The sequence below is a fragment of the Kosmotoga sp. DU53 genome, assembly GCF_001639905.1.
In the GTDB taxonomy this organism is placed as follows: Bacteria; Thermotogota; Thermotogae; order Petrotogales; family Kosmotogaceae; genus Kosmotoga; species Kosmotoga olearia.
On record NZ_JGCK01000025.1, the window covers coordinates 22,700 to 38,434 of the forward strand.

At 43.2% G+C, this 15,735-nt stretch carries 13 protein-coding genes; 4 read left to right on the plus strand and 9 right to left on the minus strand.

The genetic code is table 11. From position 1 onward, the window contains the following. Positions 1 to 2: 2 nt before the first annotated feature. From DU53_RS03655 to DU53_RS03690, 8 genes are all read right to left on the minus strand, one after another. Positions 3 to 968 (minus strand): N-acetylglucosamine kinase, encoded by a 966-nt coding sequence (locus tag DU53_RS03655; protein ID WP_015868069.1) that lies wholly within the window; start codon positions 966 to 968, stop codon positions 3 to 5. Next, positions 968 to 1,987, minus strand: coding sequence for an SIS domain-containing protein (locus tag DU53_RS03660; protein WP_015868070.1), 1,020 nt, complete (start codon positions 1,985 to 1,987; stop codon positions 968 to 970). Before DU53_RS03660 ends, DU53_RS03655 begins: the two co-directional genes overlap by 1 nt. A 5-nt stretch (positions 1,988 to 1,992) precedes the next feature. Further along, a complete protein-coding gene (locus tag DU53_RS03665; RefSeq protein ID WP_369816070.1) occupies positions 1,993 to 3,273 on the minus strand; it encodes a Gfo/Idh/MocA family protein in 1,281 nt (426 codons plus the stop codon). A gap of 23 nt (positions 3,274 to 3,296) precedes the next feature. After that, a complete protein-coding gene (locus tag DU53_RS03670; RefSeq protein ID WP_015868072.1) occupies positions 3,297 to 5,285 on the minus strand; it encodes an endo alpha-1,4 polygalactosaminidase in 1,989 nt (662 codons plus the stop codon). Between the two features lie 4 nt (positions 5,286 to 5,289). After that, on the minus strand, positions 5,290 to 6,126 hold the full coding sequence (locus tag DU53_RS03675) for a carbohydrate ABC transporter permease (RefSeq protein WP_015868073.1): 837 nt from the start codon (positions 6,124 to 6,126) through the stop codon (positions 5,290 to 5,292). Further along, positions 6,123 to 6,992: a carbohydrate ABC transporter permease gene (locus DU53_RS03680; RefSeq protein ID WP_015868074.1), complete on the minus strand. Its 870-nt coding sequence runs from the start codon at positions 6,990 to 6,992 to the stop codon at positions 6,123 to 6,125. Before DU53_RS03680 ends, DU53_RS03675 begins: the two co-directional genes overlap by 4 nt. 81 nt (positions 6,993 to 7,073) lie before the next feature. Continuing rightward, on the minus strand, positions 7,074 to 8,324 hold the full coding sequence (locus tag DU53_RS03685) for a sugar ABC transporter substrate-binding protein (protein ID WP_015868075.1): 1,251 nt from the start codon (positions 8,322 to 8,324) through the stop codon (positions 7,074 to 7,076). A 39-nt stretch (positions 8,325 to 8,363) separates the two neighbouring features. Beyond that, positions 8,364 to 9,122 carry a DeoR/GlpR family DNA-binding transcription regulator gene (locus DU53_RS03690; protein ID WP_015868076.1) on the minus strand — a complete coding sequence of 253 codons (759 nt, stop codon included), beginning with the start codon at positions 9,120 to 9,122 and terminating at the stop codon, positions 8,364 to 8,366. Between the two features lie 990 nt (positions 9,123 to 10,112). Here DU53_RS03690 and DU53_RS03695 point away from each other — a divergent pair. After that, positions 10,113 to 11,387, plus strand: a complete 1,275-nt coding sequence (locus DU53_RS03695) for a TrpB-like pyridoxal phosphate-dependent enzyme (protein ID WP_063727575.1) — start codon at positions 10,113 to 10,115, stop codon at positions 11,385 to 11,387. A 68-nt stretch (positions 11,388 to 11,455) separates the two neighbouring features. On the opposite strand, the gene DU53_RS03700 is transcribed toward DU53_RS03695, so the two are convergent. Beyond that, on the minus strand, positions 11,456 to 12,010 hold the full coding sequence (locus DU53_RS03700; RefSeq protein WP_063727576.1) for a type II secretion system protein: 555 nt from the start codon (positions 12,008 to 12,010) through the stop codon (positions 11,456 to 11,458). Between the two features lie 361 nt (positions 12,011 to 12,371). On the opposite strand from DU53_RS03700, the gene DU53_RS03705 reads away from it, so the two are divergent. From DU53_RS03705 to DU53_RS03715, 3 genes are read left to right on the plus strand one after another with little or no spacing between them, the layout of a single operon-like run. Then, entirely contained in the window at positions 12,372 to 13,394 is a 1,023-nt protein-coding gene (locus tag DU53_RS03705; protein ID WP_161484743.1) for a LacI family DNA-binding transcriptional regulator, read from the plus strand. Positions 13,395 to 13,398: 4 nt separating this feature from the next. Continuing rightward, positions 13,399 to 14,457 carry an ABC transporter ATP-binding protein gene (locus tag DU53_RS03710; RefSeq protein ID WP_063727580.1) on the plus strand — a complete coding sequence of 353 codons (1,059 nt, stop codon included), beginning with the start codon at positions 13,399 to 13,401 and terminating at the stop codon, positions 14,455 to 14,457. A 36-nt stretch (positions 14,458 to 14,493) separates the two neighbouring features. Then, the gene (locus DU53_RS03715) at positions 14,494 to 15,708 is read left to right on the plus strand and encodes an extracellular solute-binding protein (protein WP_063727582.1); all 1,215 of its coding nucleotides are present in this window, start codon (positions 14,494 to 14,496) and stop codon (positions 15,706 to 15,708) included. Positions 15,709 to 15,735 lie beyond the last annotated feature (27 nt).

Sequence of the window (15,735 nt, forward strand, 5' to 3'; positions counted from 1 at the left end):
GTTTATTCTGAGGCTTTGATATTCCGGAGAAATTCAAAGAGTCTCTCTTCGCTGTATACCTCTTTAGCTGCCAGTATGATCGCACCAACATGCGGTGGTAATGTTGAGGTTTTTATGTAAAAATCTTCGGTTTTATCAACGTAATCCCGAAATCTCTTGTATATATATTCACAGTTGAAAATCCCTCCAGCTACCGCTACGGGAATCGGGATTTCACGGATCTTTTGCTTCACCGTATTCAGGGTGATTAACAGCTCCCGCAACGCTTCATCAAGAATAGCGGTAGCTACTTCATCACCAGCCTTTGAAGCTTCACATACAACCTTTGAAAGTGAGGCAATATAGGTTCGCGAGTTGTCACCTTTGCAATACAGAAGAATCTCTCTGAGATCCGAAACTCTGGCATATTCCTTTATCATTTCGAAAAGAGGTGTTCTCTTACTTATTCTCCCGTCGTACATCTTGAATACCGTCTGGAGCGCTCTTTTGCCTATGTAGTATCCACTGCCCATGTCGCCGGCGTGTTCTCCCCAACCGTCTATCTTGAACACCTCACCCTGACGATTTTTAGCCATGAGCATTGCACCGGTCCCGGCAAGCAGGATAACTCCCGCTCCAAGAGGGTGAGCCCCTTCAAGGGCTAATCTCACATCGTTTACAACCTTTACCCTTTCAGGGATTATCTTTTCAACTAATTGCTTTATCTCCGGATCAAATTCGGGAATATCGCCAAAAACAGGCATTCCAAAACAGGAAAAGGTGAGCTGCTCTCTGGTGATTCCGGCGGCTTCAAGAGCTCTGTCAACAGCATCTCTGAGATTTTCAATCACTTTCTTTCGTGGACGGTTCAAAACGTCGGCTGAATCTGCCCGGCCCGTCCCCAAACATTCACCCGTGCCAGAATAAACTACCGCGAATGTTTTTGTGCCACCACCGTCAACACCAAGAAAGAAGTCATAAGATTTCATCAGAATTTCACAACCTTCGTTAGATGTGTTGGTTTATCAGGATCAAGCCCCTTAGCAACTGCGCGCCTAATACCTATCAATTGCAGAGGAATCACTCTCAGGAACCAATCACCAAAATCATCTTTCTCATATGAAATCTCGATTCCGTTTGTTCCTTGAAATTTTCTATAAGCGATACTGATGACCGTTCCGCCGAGTTCCACGATTTCGTGCGCCATTTTTTCTTCTTCCTCATACAATTTTGAATTTGCAAGGATGACCGCCAGTGAATTCGCTTTGATCTTCGATTTCGGACCGTGTCTGTACTCCAATGTCTGGTAGCAGTCAACATCTGAAAGAGATGTCTCGGTAACCTTTATAACCCCTTCCATTGCCGCACTGAAATACTCATCATAACCAAGAAAAACAAAGTGCTCAAATTTTCCGGGATTCAACTTATCAAAAAGAGCTTCCGCATCATCAAGCACCTTTTTAGATAGTTCCGGGATCTCTTTCAAATAACTCTCTAAGTTTTCACTTGAAAAGAGATCTTTTGCCAGCGCAGAAATAAGAAAAGCCATGGAGGTGAATGATTTTGTCATGACTATGGATTTTTCTTCGATAAAATCCATCTCTACAGTAACATCCGCCACCCGCGTCATTGTACTGCCGGGTTCGCAGGTAACCGCAGCTATATAGGCTCCATAATCTCTCGCCTTTTCTAGCGCCCCAATCGTTTCAGATGATTCACCGGAACGTGAAAGTCCTATCAGGAGTGAATCAGCAGGAAGTTTGCTTAGCCCAAACATTATCTCGGAACCACTGTAATAATTCGATCTGATTTCTCCATCAGACAGACGGTTGAAGTGTCTGGAAAGCCCCATCGCAAGATAGTAAGAAGAACCACAACCCACAAAGTTGATCTCTTTCGGCTTTTTATCCAGAATTAAATCTTTTAGTTTCTGAATTACTTCTGGATACTTTTCACTGAGTAATCGATGCTTCTCTGGCTGCTGTCTTATTTCATCGAGTGTTTGCATGTCTATTACCTCCCCGATCCATAGAGCTTTTCTTTTCGATATTCTTCCATGTTTATAACCTTATTATTCAGTCTCGATTCTTCAGCCGCAAATGCCATTAGATGACTTTCCAGGGAATCCATTGCTGAGGTAAGTGTACCTTCATATTCTTCGTTCGAAAGCATCTCAACGAAAGCATTCATCATATGGTAGTCTGCCCCGTTGTGCCCACCTATGCCTGGATCTTCTATCTTTATTACTTCTGGCTCTTTACCAAAACGGGTTACTTCCAGTTCATTCTTTTCAAAGTGTCCACGAATTTCTCCCATGGTTCCGAAAACACGTATTGTTCGCGAAATCTCTCTAGTAAACGCGGATAATGTGAAATTAACCATCACATCTTTGCCAAAAGTCATTGAAACCACCTGATGGTCGACGACATCGTTATCACACGCATATACACATCTACCGTAAGGTCCTTCGTTCAATGCCTTCAATCTACCTTCATACGATAAATCCGTTGAAATCACATTGACAGGCCAATCTACATTATCGCCAAGGTATATCTTAATGGCAGAATAAGGACACTCTTTCTCCACCAGACAACCCTGCGTACATCTTTCTGCAGCCCCTTCAGGCATGTTTTCTCTCCTGAAGTGGGACAACTCGCCAAATGAGGAAATGTAGGTGCATTTTTCGCCCACCAGCCAATAAAGGAGATCCATATCGTGACACGATTTCGTCAGAATTATCGGTGCTGTTTCCTTAGAATTTCTCCAATTACCACGAACAAAACTGTGTGCCATATGAAAATATCCGATGTTCTCTTTATGCTCTATACCCATAATCCTGCCTATGATGCCGGAGTGCATCAGTTCTCTGAGTTTCGAAAAAAACAGTGAATAACGGAGCACATGGCAAACCATAACTCTTTTTCCGTACTTTTGAGATGCGAGGGCTATTTTTATGGAACCTTCAAGGGTTCTATCCATAGGTTTTTCAAGAAGTATATCGTATCCAAGTTTCATAGCTTCTATGGAAGGTTCTACATGAAGGTCGTCCATCGTTGCTATTATCGCACCATCTGCTATTTTCCCTACGGAAAGGAGATCTTTCCAGTCTTCAAAGCGTCTGGCTTCAGGTATTTCCAGTTCGTCAGCCAGACGGTTTCTCTTTATCGGATCCGGTTCAGCTACCGCTACTATCTCCAGTTTGTGTGGATTATTCTTCGCATATGCGCCAAAGGCATCTCTTCCTCTGCTTCCAGCGCCCATCAGTACTGCCGTAACTTTACTCAAAAAGAGCACCTCCTCAAAGAGAGTAGAATTGCTTAACGATTGCCCAATACAATGTTATTGAATAGATTTGTCATACCCCAGTTAGCTGGAAGTTTCTGCGATGTTGAAATAATCGTTTCCTGACTTGGACCATCTGTATCCGTGTCAGATACCATAAAACCACCAGCAAAAACCAGACCGCTTTTGACTTCCATACCCAGGATCGACCATGGAATCGATGCTTCAAGGGTGTACCCTTGTTCAGTTTTCGTGGCTGCTACGCAAATTTCCTTAAAGGCTTCATCTGAAAATGGAACCCATATCCATGCTTCCGGAGGCAGCGAATCAAAATCACCGGTAGATAATCCTATCTGGAAATCATCATTGTTGGCCGGTTTTGCTTTAACATCAAGAAAACTCGTATCGAACCACAGTTCAACGTGATCGCCTTTCCACATGTTCACACCCTGCTGGGTTTGTCTCAGTCGATCATCTGTTATATCAAAGAAGAGATAAAGTTTCTCTTCATCCCACATGGAATAGACCTTCGCTGAAAGATCCTCAGGACCATCCCAGAGACTTTCAAGATAGCCAACAGAAGTTTCATCGTTGAGAACGGCTATCATGTAGTTTTTCCAGTTATCTTCCATAACACCATCAATAGTTGGAGGTTCATCAGTGTAAAAGATGGTAATCGTTGCAATATCAGGTTTACTGGGAATTTCGATTGACAAGTCTTTTTTCTCCGCAGGCTTTATCAACTTCTCGGCAAGCTTGATATCGCTGCTTGAACCCAGTTGAGCAACCTTTACGCCTCTAAAACCCAAAGCGATTTGGATACCTTCTTTTTCAGGCATTATGTCGAAAATGTCCTCTTCCCAGATATCAATCTTTTCGCGTTTGTATTCTCCGGAGAAACCGAGTTGTAATCCTTTCAGAAAAATCCTTTTTGCAAACACGTTCCCGGCCAGCGAACCTTCACCGATCAAAAAGACGTACCCAGCTGGGAGATTGCCTACCTCGTCTTTGTATAATATGTACACGGAGGTGTTTGCTTTTTCTCTCAATGTTAGAACAACAAAGCTATTCCAGCCGATGCCCGCTTCCCTGTAACTGTGTCCCCCATCGTAAACAGGGTCTGACCATTCTCCGTACACAAACGAGTAAAACTCCTGACTTCTATCTCCTGGTGCTCCGAGATCAATACCCAAAACGTTGTTATCCAGGAAATCGACAGGCTTCTGGAATTTCTCTTCAGTTTCGGCGTCATACACCCTTTCAAGATAGAGTGTCGAAACATACGGGATGAATCCGCATTTCCTGGCAAAATTCCGCGCAAAAGTCCTGAGTTCTTTATCTTCAGGTGCGGCATATGACAGTGATAAAACTCCAAAGCCATCCTTTTTTGAAAGTTGCTGAACTCTTTTTATCAACAGATCATCGATGAAAGCTTTTTCATATCTCGCTGTGTTGAAGTTAAAGGTCGTAGCAAAGCTTTCCCAGAGAACGAAATCTATATATTTTCCTGTTTTTTCCAGTCTGTCAAAGGCACCGTTCTGGATGATAATCATGTCTGGAAAGGTGTCGCGGATTTCTCGGATAAAATCTGCCATAGCACCTACACCATCTGGATTTGAATCTACCGTGTCCATGAAAATGCCTGTGAACCCTCTTTCGAGTTGGCTTCTGATACGCCTTATCACTATATCTCTCCAGGCCCTGCTGCTGGCTGCTACCCTCGTTGAACCCCATATCTCATTCACTGTTCCCAGGTCTTTCGGATTAATAGAGAAGTAAGCAGGATCTCCAGGTGCAAGTTCTCCAACACTTATATAAACAACAGGATATTTCCCGGCTTTGACCATCTCATCGAGTTGATCTGCACTGTATGTACCCGGCGCAACGATTGTAAGATCGAAATTTTTCAACTTTTCAAAATTTCCCGTGCCATAGTAAACCGCAAAAGAATCTATTTTCACACGAGCTGCCAATACAAAAAGCACGATCAGAAGAAACACAACAATCATCAAATACCGTTTCATCAGATCACCCCTTTAATCCACTGAGCTTGATCCCTTCAACGAAATAGTTTTGTGTGAAGAAGAAAACAATTATTATCGGCACGATCGAAATCACTGAACCGGCCATAAGATAATGCCAGAAACCTGCATACTGAGTCTGGAAAAAGGTTAAGCCCAGTGGTAAGGTATATTTCTCTATATCGTACAGATAAATCAACGGGTTGATCAGATCGTTCCAGCTACCTATAAAAGTAAATAGACCAAGCGTTGCCATGGCAGGTTTAAGAAGTGGAAGTATTATCTTTAAGAATATAAACCCTTCATTTGCACCATCAATACGAGCCGCATCAAATAAATCCTGCGGCATTTGCATTATGAATTGCCTGAGAAGAAATATCCCAAAGGCACTTCCTGCAAACGAAGGTATTATCATGGGCTTGAAGGTATTTACCCACCCAAGATTTCTCATAAGCAAAAACATTGGTATTAAAATTACCTGATAGGGTATCATCATCGTGGCCAGAAGAATGGTGAACAGAATTTTGTTTCCTACAAACTTGAGCTTCGCAAATGCATATGCTGCGAGAGAGGACCCAAACAAAATTCCTACAGTAACCGTTCCCGCAATCAGAATGCTGTTTAAGAACCATCGGCCCAAGGGAACTATCTTCCAAACATCAATGTAGTTCTTAAAGTTCCACTTGTCAGGCAACCACTTTGGTGGATAGGAAAAAATTGAATTGGCGTCTTTAAAGGAAGAAAAGAACATCCATAAAAACGGTAGAACCATAGCGATGGTGCCGATAGACAACACCACATATATAATGAAAGCTTGAATAATTCTCTTATGCTTTTTGCTCATGCGTAAAACACCCACTTCTTTTGGACTTTTAGTTGTATGAGCGTAAGAACAAGTATCACTATAAACAAGCCCCAGGCAATAGCTGAGGCATAGCCCATTCTGAAGAATTCAAACCCATTTTTGTAGAGATAGTAAACAATGCTCAACGTGGCATCATTTGGCCCACCTTTGGTCATCGCGTACATCTGGTCAAACACCTGCATAGAAGTGATTAAGTTCATTACCACCAGGAAGAAAGTGATCGGACTCACCAACGGAAACGTTATTCTCCAGAATTTCTGCCACGAGGTGGCCCCATCTATCTCTGCTGACTCATAATAAGATCTCGGAATATCCTTTAACGCGGCAAGGAAGATTATCATGCTATAACCAAATCCTTTCCAGACACTCATGATAACGATAGAGATCATGGCCCATTTTTCATCCCCAAGCCAATCAGGACCTTGAATACCCAGAAAATCCAAAAAAGAATTGAATAGTCCATATTGCGGCTCATAAAGCCATATCCACACCATCGCTACAGCTATCATGGGAGTAAATACCGGCATAAAATACAAGGAGCGGAAAAATTTCATACCGGGTTGTTCTCTGTTCAATAAAACGGCCATCAACAGTCCAAGGAAAATTCCGCCAGGTACTGCCAACCCCGCAAAGTAGAACGTGTTCCACAACGATTTCCAGAATAAAGGATCGTGCAAAAGTTTCACATAATTTGCTAACCCAACGCTTTTGGGTTCTGTAAACAGGTCCCAGCTATGAAAACTGATTATGAAAGAGGCTAGTAACGGTCCTACAGTAAAAATCGCTAACCCCAACAAGTAAGGCAACAAAAACCAAATCGCTTTTCTCCAACCTCTCAACTTCATCACCTTCGATCTCAAGTGCTTAATAATGGGGGAAGAGTTTCGGCCCTTCCCCCGCATATTCTTATTCTAGTTGAACGATGATTATTTGGAGTTCAAGATCTTTTCCATTTCCATGTGCATCTTCTTGACACCGTATTCAGGTGACAGCTTCCCACTGAAGATGAGCTCAGGATATTTTGACCAAACATCCCAGAGTTCGTTCCATTTGGGATGGAATGGAAGGATATGAGAATAAGGTATCTCAATAAGGAATGCGAATTTATTGTCAGGTTTCTTTGTAGGATCCATAAATTCAGAGGAGAAAGCAGCACTCTTAGAAGTTGGAACAGAGCTTCCGAGCTCAAGCAGATATTTTTGTCCTTCCGTTGCTATAAACTTCAGAAGTTCTACAGCTTCTTTTGGGTGCTTTGTTTTCTTGAAGACGCTGAAACCAACAGCATTGGCTATTGCTGCCATTTTCTTGCCTCTTGGTAGGACCTGGACATCCCAATCGAAGTTCTGGATAGTGCTGTATGTTGGAACCATCCATTTACCCGTTATATACATACCAATCTTTCCAGAACCGAAAGGATTCCACCCGAAAGCTGCTTGTTGCGAGATGGTCGGTGAAACGTGATACTTGAGGATAAGATCAGCAAGGAACTGGAAAGTTTCAACGTTTTGTGGAGAATCAAAAAGGCTCTTGGTTTTGTCAGCGTTAAGAATTTCTCCACCGTTCTGCCAGATAAACGGCATCCAATAGTCTGGATTTATTGGAATAATCACACCCCATTGATCAATTCTTCCATCACCGTCAACATCCTTCGTAAGTTTTTTGGCTATATCAAGGAAATCTTCCCAGGTCCAGTCAAGAGCAGGATAAGGTACACCAGCTTCATCAAACATCGTTTTGTTGTAGAAAACAACGTATGTATTGAAATCTCTTGGAAGACCATAAAGTTTTCCTTGATACTTAAAGGTATTTACCGCTTCCGGGAACAGTTCAGATTCAATAAGATTCTTTGAGGCAGGATCACCGTAAATAAGATCCGTGATGTCAAAAAGGACACCCTTTGATGCAAATACCTGAAGCCATCCTCCATTGACGGCAAAAACATCAGGTGCACTACCAGCAACTATTTTCGTCTGGAGCTGTTGCCAATATGCTCCCCACGGCTGAACGGATACCTGTACCTTTATTCCAGGATTTGCTTCTTCAAACGCAGCGATTATCTTCTTATAAACCGCTTCTTCGTCCGGACTTCCCCACATAGCAAGATTCAACGTTGTAACCGAAAAAGCCACCCCAACCACTACCAACATGGTGAGAATAAAAACAAGGGCTTTCTTCATAAAACCACACCTCCCAAAAAATTTTTTCCAGACCCAAAATCAAATTATCTTGGCCCCCAGTTGTGTATAGGAAAATTTCGTTTCTTCGGGTATAGCATCTGTAATGATCGCATCAACCTCTGCAATTTCAGCGACTCTCGCCGGTTTGGTAACTTCAAATTTTGTGTGGTCTGCTATCACATACTTCTCCTTGCTTCTCAACATAAATTCCTGGGCTACGGAGGCCTCATCAAAACTTGAAAAAGAAATTCCTCCTTCGATTGAAATACCATTTACTCCCATAAAGAACTTATCGATATTGAATGCTCTTATAGTCCTTAATGTAAATTCCCCTACACACTCATATGAACCCTTTCGAGGTATCCCGCCGGCCATTATGAGAACAAAATCCTTCTTGCTCTCAAGGATCAGCGTTGCTATGTTGATAGAGTTAGTTATAATCTTTAAACCTTGAAGCTCTGAGTTTATAAGCTCAGTGGCAAGCATGTAGGAAGTGGTCCCGCCGCTCAACGCTATGAACTCATCGTTGTTGATAAACGCCATGGCTTTTTTAGCGATGAGCTTCTTTTCTTCTCTCATATAGTTGTAGTTGACAAGAAAACTGCTTTCAGCGTGGGGAGAGTTTATGACCGCACCTTTGTGTGTGCGTTTTATGAGTTTTTTAGAAGCGAGGTTTTCAAGATCCCTTCTGATGGTGCTGGTTGAAACGTTGAAATGCTCGGCCAATTCCTCGGTCGTAGCACTGAAATTCTTTTTTATGTATTCAAATATAGCCATGCGCCTTTCATCTGTAAGCATATAATCACCTCATCAATCACAAATAATCAAATATGATAATTTATAATGCACATTAGTGATTATATATGAATACATCAAATATAGAAAAGCGAATGTAGGCTAATTATGGACATATATGAGCAATGAAAGACGATGAAGTTTGAAAATCGACGTAAATAAGAAAAAACGAAATCGAGAACCGAGAGTCCGAGAAAGCGAGAGGACGAAATAGCCACTTCACGGCTGAAGTGCGGAGCTACGCTCCAGACGTTTGCAGAGGCTATCAGTTGGAGAAACGACGCGAACCGCAAGCGGTTGTCACGAACTCCTGCGGAGTTGATACGAACCACTTCGTGGTTGTCACGAACCGCTTCGCGGTTGTGCCCTTTTGTCAGCGGTGTAGCCGCTCCAAGCATCAATCAGCGGAGCTGATTCCCAGCATCAATCGCGACAGCGATTCCAAGCGTCATTGCCAAAGGCAATCCCAGCATCAGCGCACGCTCTTTGCGCTTTAGTACGAGATCCTGAATCAAGTTCAGGATGACTGGTAGGGGGCAGGATGACGGGTAGGGTGTTTAGGATGACTTGCAGAGGGCCGATTTGCCTGCTGTGTCAACTGCGAAGCAGTTCGCGACAACTCCGCAGGTGTTCGTAACACCGGCGTAGCCGGTCGTGTCAATCCCGAAGGGATTCTTGACGCTGCGAAGTAGCTTGTGCATAGCCGGTCGTATCAATCCCGAAGGGGTTCGAAACGCCGCGAAGCGGCTCTCTCAGACTCTCGGTTCTCGATTCTCGATTTTCCATTGACTTGACGAGGCAAAATTTGGTAATATATATCAAACACGTCCAGAGGTGAGCAAAAGTGCTGAATTTCTCTGAGATAAAATTCAATAGGTTCTGGTGGTGGCAGGAAGCCCCTTAATGGGGTAGTCCTGCTGTGCTGAAATTAGGATTACCCACAATTAAGGGGCTCTCTAAACAGAGAGCCCCTATTTTTTTGGAGGTGAAAAGATGCGTTCGAGAATCAGAGTAAATCTTCCGGTTGAGGAGATGCCGAAAAAATGGTACAACGTGAAAGCTGATCTACCTTTCAAGCTCGATCCACCATTGCATCCAGCAACTCAGCAGCCGATGAAACCGGAGGAACTTTCGAGGATATTCCCTCCCTCCATTGTTGAACAGGAAGCTACCGAAGAAAGATTTGTAGAGATTCCAGAAGAAGTTCTGGAAGAGTATGTGGTCTTCAGGCCCACACCTCTAATAAGAGCTACCTTTCTTGAGGAATATCTCCAGACACCTGCCCGCATTTATTACAAATACGAGGGCACATCACCCACAGGAAGTCACAAGACCAACACCGCCCTCGCTCAAGCTTTTTACAACGCGAAAGACGGAATCAAACGGCTCGTCACCGAAACGGGAGCAGGTCAATGGGGAAGCGCGTTATCATACGCCGGAAGAAAATTCGGACTGGAAGTCAAGGTTTTCATGGTGCGTATCAGTTACGAACAAAAACCGATGAGAAAATACATGATGAACCTATTTGACGGGACAGTTATACCGAGTCCAAGTGAACTCACTTCAAGCGGGAAGAAATTTCTGTCGCAAGATCCCTCACACCCCGGATCTCTCGGTATTGCTATAAGCGAAGCGATCGAAGAGGTTATGGCTGATCCAAATACAAGGTACTCGCTCGGAAGCGTTCTAGATCACGTTCTTTTACACCAAACGGTTATTGGATTAGAAATAGAAAAACAGCTGGAATTGATTGGCGAAAAGCCAACAATTGTTATGGGCTGTCATGGAGGCGGCTCGAATTTCGGAGGAACGGTCCTCCCATTCATTCCAAGAAAGCTTGCTGGAGAGAACATCCGGTTTGTGGCTTGTGAACCGGAATCCTGTCCAACATTGACAAAGGGTGAATTCAGATACGATTCCGGAGATTCAGCAGGTTTTACACCGCTGATCAAGATGTACACTCTCGGAAAAGAATTCGTACCGCCAAAAATCCATGCTGGAGGACTTAGATACCACGGGTCAGCCCCAATCATAGCGCGTTTAGTTCATGAAGGGATAATTGAAGCAGAAAGCTTCGATCAGGAAAAAACTTTCGAAGCTGCAAGGCTCTTTGCAAAATTGGAAGGAATTATCCCAGCACCAGAAGCCGCCCATGCAATAGCAGGAGCCATAAAAGAAGCAATAGCTGCTAAAGAGGAAAAACGGGAAGAGGTAATAGTCTTCACTCTCAGTGGACACGGGTTAATGGATCTTACAGCGTACGTTTGAAAGCTGTAAATCCTGGTAATCACAGAAAGGAGGAGCCTTTTAAGCTCCTCCTTGTTGATTTTTTCAGCTCAATCATTTTCTGTCCAGAGGATCACGGATATGTAGTATTTGTCTGTGTCACTGTAACCAACGTAAGACCATCCAATGTATTTTCTTATTCTTTCATCGACTTTGTCTCTCGTTCCAGCGTCATCGAAACCACCAATGGTGAGAACCGCACATTTTAGATTATTTACGGTATGCGGATTTCCCCCAGCATCGTAAACCGTCCCGGTTATGTAACTTTTCCAGTATCTGAAAGTGGTATTCCACGGCGTATTCTCTGGGAGAGCCGAAAGATAGGGTCCATTCCACTTTCCACTACCATCATCTTCAATGAAATACTTAAACCCTCTATCATCTTCTGTTCCAGGGTCATAAAAGTCCAATCCGGCTTTCGGAAAATCTCCGGTATCAAAAAAATAGGCATGAACTGCTGATTTTATCGCTCTTGCATCCATGACGATACTCATGGCCTTTCCTTTAACGAGTACGTTGTCAAGAATGGGAACGATAGCCGTCACAAGCGCCGCTAGTATCGCAAGAACTATCAATAATTCTACAAGACTGAATCCCCACCTCATAAAAGCTCCCCCTTGTTATATATGCAGCTAATCTATTTTGTTGTATTAGCAAATTCATGCCAACACAATATTTTCGATACACCGGTAACCGGCTCAAATCAGTTATTATACATATTCTTTTTTGTGGGTGAGAACTTTTAATTACCCTTGAAATTCTACCATTACTGATCTTTACCACACATATTTAAGCTTGAATTAGTTTTGTGCAGATTTAGCGCACTGTTTGTTCGTGATTGCATATAATCTCATTTCCTCTGGAAAATTCGAGTTTGGTTTTTATTCAGTGAAAATGATAGCTTATTCGCGTAAGTTTAAATGAAAAGGTTTTCATATACAATAAATTGCTATGGAGATGAGTTTTATGAAAAATAGTGAAAAGGGTTTCAAAAAGAAAAGAGTTGGGATCAAGGATGTTGCCAGAATTGCTGGTGTTTCTCCAACGACAGTATCCCGTGTTTTTAATAACACTGCTCCTGTAAATGATGACGTGAGGGAAAGGGTCCTCGCTATCGCAAATCAACTTGGATATAGACCGAATCCCCATGCCAAGGCGCTTTTAACCGGTCATTCCAATGTAATCGGCGTACTCATAACGGAAATAGATACGGCCTTTTTCGGAACTCTATTTCGAGGAATTGAAAAAGTGCTTGGTTACTTTGAATATGGATTGCTTATCGCCAGTGGTGAAAGAAACAGAGCCCTCGAAATGAAAGTTTCAAAGGATTTCATCGATAGAAGGGTCGATGGAATCGTGATGTACCCGGAAGCTCTCGAAGATGAAGACATAAGAAAATTATCCGCAGAAGGGATTCCTCTCATCATCCTTGGCAGGGTTGTTCCAGGAATAGAAGATCAGTGTCTCGCTTTCGATCATGAATACGGAGGTTATATCGCAACAAAAAAATTAATAGAAAACGGACACAGGAAAATAGCACATATTTCAGGACCTCTCTATACGAGAGATGGACGTGCAAGGTTTGACGGTTACAAACGCGCACTTTCCGAGGCAGGAATACCGTTTAACAGAGATTTAGTCGCAGAAGGGGACTTCAATGAAGACAGTGGTTATCTTGCAACCAAAAAGCTACTTTCTGTAGGCGGCTTTACCGCAATATTCTGCGCAAACGACAACATGGCTCAAGGCTGCATCGCGGCATTAAACGAAGCAAACATGCGTGTTCCTGAAGATATTTCAATAATCGGATATGACGATATTCCTTCCGCTAAATACCTGATTCCTCCCTTAACCACTGTAAGACAGCCACTTATGGAAATGGGTGAAGCTTGCGCAAAACTTCTTTTGAAAAATATGGGGAAGGCATCTTTGAGCACAACTATTCCGGATTTGAAGATAGTTGAAAGAAAGTCTATTAGGAGGATATAACGCGATGAGAATCAAGCTGGAAAATGTAAAAAAATCGTTCGGAAAATTCCAGGCACTAAAAGGAATCACGCTGGAATTTGAAGAAAGATCCTTCGTCGTTATTCTGGGACCATCAGGGTGTGGCAAAACAACCATGCTAAGAATCCTTGCAGGTTTAGACAAACCTACAGAAGGAAAAGTTTTGTTCAATGATGAAGAGGTCACGAACATAGGCCCTAAAGAAAGGAATATAGCCATGGTCTTTCAGGATTATGCTCTTTATCCACACATGACGGCCTATGAAAATATCGCACTCAATTTGAAAGTGGCAGGGGTTCCAAAGCATGAAATAGAAAAGCGCGTAATGCATGTAGCAGAAATATTGAGTTTACGCCCCTATTTAAAAAAAAGGCCACCACAACTTTCCGGAGGGCAACAGCAACGTGTTGCTCTGGGAAGGGCTATTGTGAGGGAGCCAAGGGTCTTTTTGATGGATGAACCTCTCTCTAACCTCGATGCTGCCCTCCGTATTGAAATGCGCTCTGAACTCAAAGCTCTTCACAAAAGAGTGAAAGCGACCACTATTTACGTTACTCACGACCAATCTGAAGCAATGACTCTCGCTGACAAGGTAGTTGTTATGAATCACGGTGTCGTGGAACAGGTAGGAACCCCTCGCGAAATATACGATAAACCAACGAATTTGTTTGTTGCTAAATTTGTTGGACATCCACCCATAAATCTTTTAGAGGGCGAAATCGTGGACGGAAGGTTTGAAGGAGAGGGAGCCTCAATGGAAATATCACCTCAACTGAGCGGAAAAAGAAAAGTGGTGCTGGGCATCAGAGCAGAAGCTATTCGAATTGTACCTCCAGATGACAAAACAGCTATGTGCAGGGGAAAAGTGGGTTTTTATGAGTATCTCGGAAATGTTGGCTACCTTATGGTGAAACTCGCGAACACTTCCATTCTTGTCGAAACACCTATTGATAAGGTCCCGGAAGAAGGATCTATTATCGGACTTTCTTTCAATCTGAAACACATTCATTTGTTCGATGAAAATGGTGCGCGGATAGAAATATGATCCGGTGCATCAAACATCTTCAGGAGGTGGGTTGAAATGAGATCAAAAAGCTTTTTAATCGTACTCCTATTATTGTTGGCAATCAGCGTACTTGGAGCACGCGGACCATTATGGTGGACGGTATGGGCAGGCGAGAAAACACAGGTAACATGGGGAGACAAAATGCTCGAGGATTTCAAAAGAGAAACGGGAATAAACATCATAAGGGTCGACCTTGATGACGAAGAATTCAAGATCAGTCTTCAGTCGTCTTTTGGTGCAGGAAATCCCCCGGATCTCTGGCACTCATGGGGTGGAGGCGTATTCAAATCGTACGCACAACAGGGTGTTGTACATGACATAACTGACCTCTTAAACGAAGACTGGGCTTTAGAACTCATCCCGAGGAGCGTGCTTGGAGGTATCACCTACGAAGGTAAAGTATATGGACTTCCTTACACCAGCTGGGTTGGCCATATCTACATAAACACAGATCTTTTCAAGAAGGCCGGTGTAAAGATTCCTGATGCAGACAAAGGTGAAGTCTGGACCTGGGATGAATTCATAGATGCTATAAACAAATTCAACGCCAAAAAGATTATCCCCATAGTCGTTGGTGGACGAGAAAAATGGGAACTCTCCTTCTTCTACATGTACCTTGTCGATAGAATCGGTGGTTCTGAAGCCTTTGCCAACGCGATTTCAAGGAAGCCGGCGGCTTCTTTCTACAGCGAGCCTTTCATTAAAGCGGGATACTACGTACAGGAACTCGTAGATAACAAAGCCTTCCAGCCAGGATTCCTTGGATACGGATACGGAGATGCCGAACGCTTGTTCATCGCTGGAAGAGCCGCCATGTATCTTATGGGACCGTGGTGCGTAGGAAATATCCGAAGCGTCAACCCGAATTTCCCGCTTGACGTGATCGCCTTCCCAACGGTTCCGGGTGGCAAAGGTGACCCAAGCATGGTACTTGGTGCTGTTCAAACATACTTCTGTATCTCTGAAGCAAGCAAGTATAAAGACGAACTGAGAGAATTTTTAAAGTTCCTTGCCAGACCAGAAAACATAAAAGAATTCGTTAAAACCGTTGGAGATATTGTTGTTTTCAACGTGGATCTTCCAGAAGGTTCTTACGATCCCGTTGTCGAAAAACAAATCAGACTAATGAGAAAAGCCTCCTTCTTGCAAATGGCTTACGATCAGGCATCACCACCAGCTTTTGCAAGTGCTCATCTTGACGCTGTCGCTGGTCTTTTTGCTAAAAATTGACACCGGAAGAAGCAGACATTAATAGCA

Bases quoted from the DNA above. Each gene is read 5' to 3' on its own strand.
- DU53_RS03680 (WP_015868074.1), bottom strand. From the start codon at position 6,992: ATGAAGTTGAGAGGTTGGAGAAAAGCGATTTGGTTTTTGTTGCCTTAC.
- DU53_RS03710 (WP_063727580.1), top strand. From the start codon at position 13,399: ATGAGAATCAAGCTGGAAAATGTAAAAAAATCGTTCGGAAAATTCCAG.
- DU53_RS03660 (WP_015868070.1), bottom strand. From the start codon at position 1,987: ATGCAAACACTCGATGAAATAAGACAGCAGCCAGAGAAGCATCGATTA.
- DU53_RS03690 (WP_015868076.1), bottom strand. From the start codon at position 9,122: ATGCTTACAGATGAAAGGCGCATGGCTATATTTGAATACATAAAAAAG.
- DU53_RS03670 (WP_015868072.1), bottom strand. From the start codon at position 5,285: ATGAAACGGTATTTGATGATTGTTGTGTTTCTTCTGATCGTGCTTTTT.
- DU53_RS03695 (WP_063727575.1), top strand. From the start codon at position 10,113: ATGCGTTCGAGAATCAGAGTAAATCTTCCGGTTGAGGAGATGCCGAAA.
- DU53_RS03685 (WP_015868075.1), bottom strand. From the start codon at position 8,324: ATGAAGAAAGCCCTTGTTTTTATTCTCACCATGTTGGTAGTGGTTGGG.
- DU53_RS03705 (WP_161484743.1), top strand. From the start codon at position 12,372: ATGAAAAATAGTGAAAAGGGTTTCAAAAAGAAAAGAGTTGGGATCAAG.
- DU53_RS03675 (WP_015868073.1), bottom strand. From the start codon at position 6,126: ATGAGCAAAAAGCATAAGAGAATTATTCAAGCTTTCATTATATATGTG.
- DU53_RS03715 (WP_063727582.1), top strand. From the start codon at position 14,494: ATGAGATCAAAAAGCTTTTTAATCGTACTCCTATTATTGTTGGCAATC.
- DU53_RS03655 (WP_015868069.1), bottom strand. From the start codon at position 968: ATGAAATCTTATGACTTCTTTCTTGGTGTTGACGGTGGTGGCACAAAA.
- DU53_RS03700 (WP_063727576.1), bottom strand. From the start codon at position 12,010: ATGAGGTGGGGATTCAGTCTTGTAGAATTATTGATAGTTCTTGCGATA.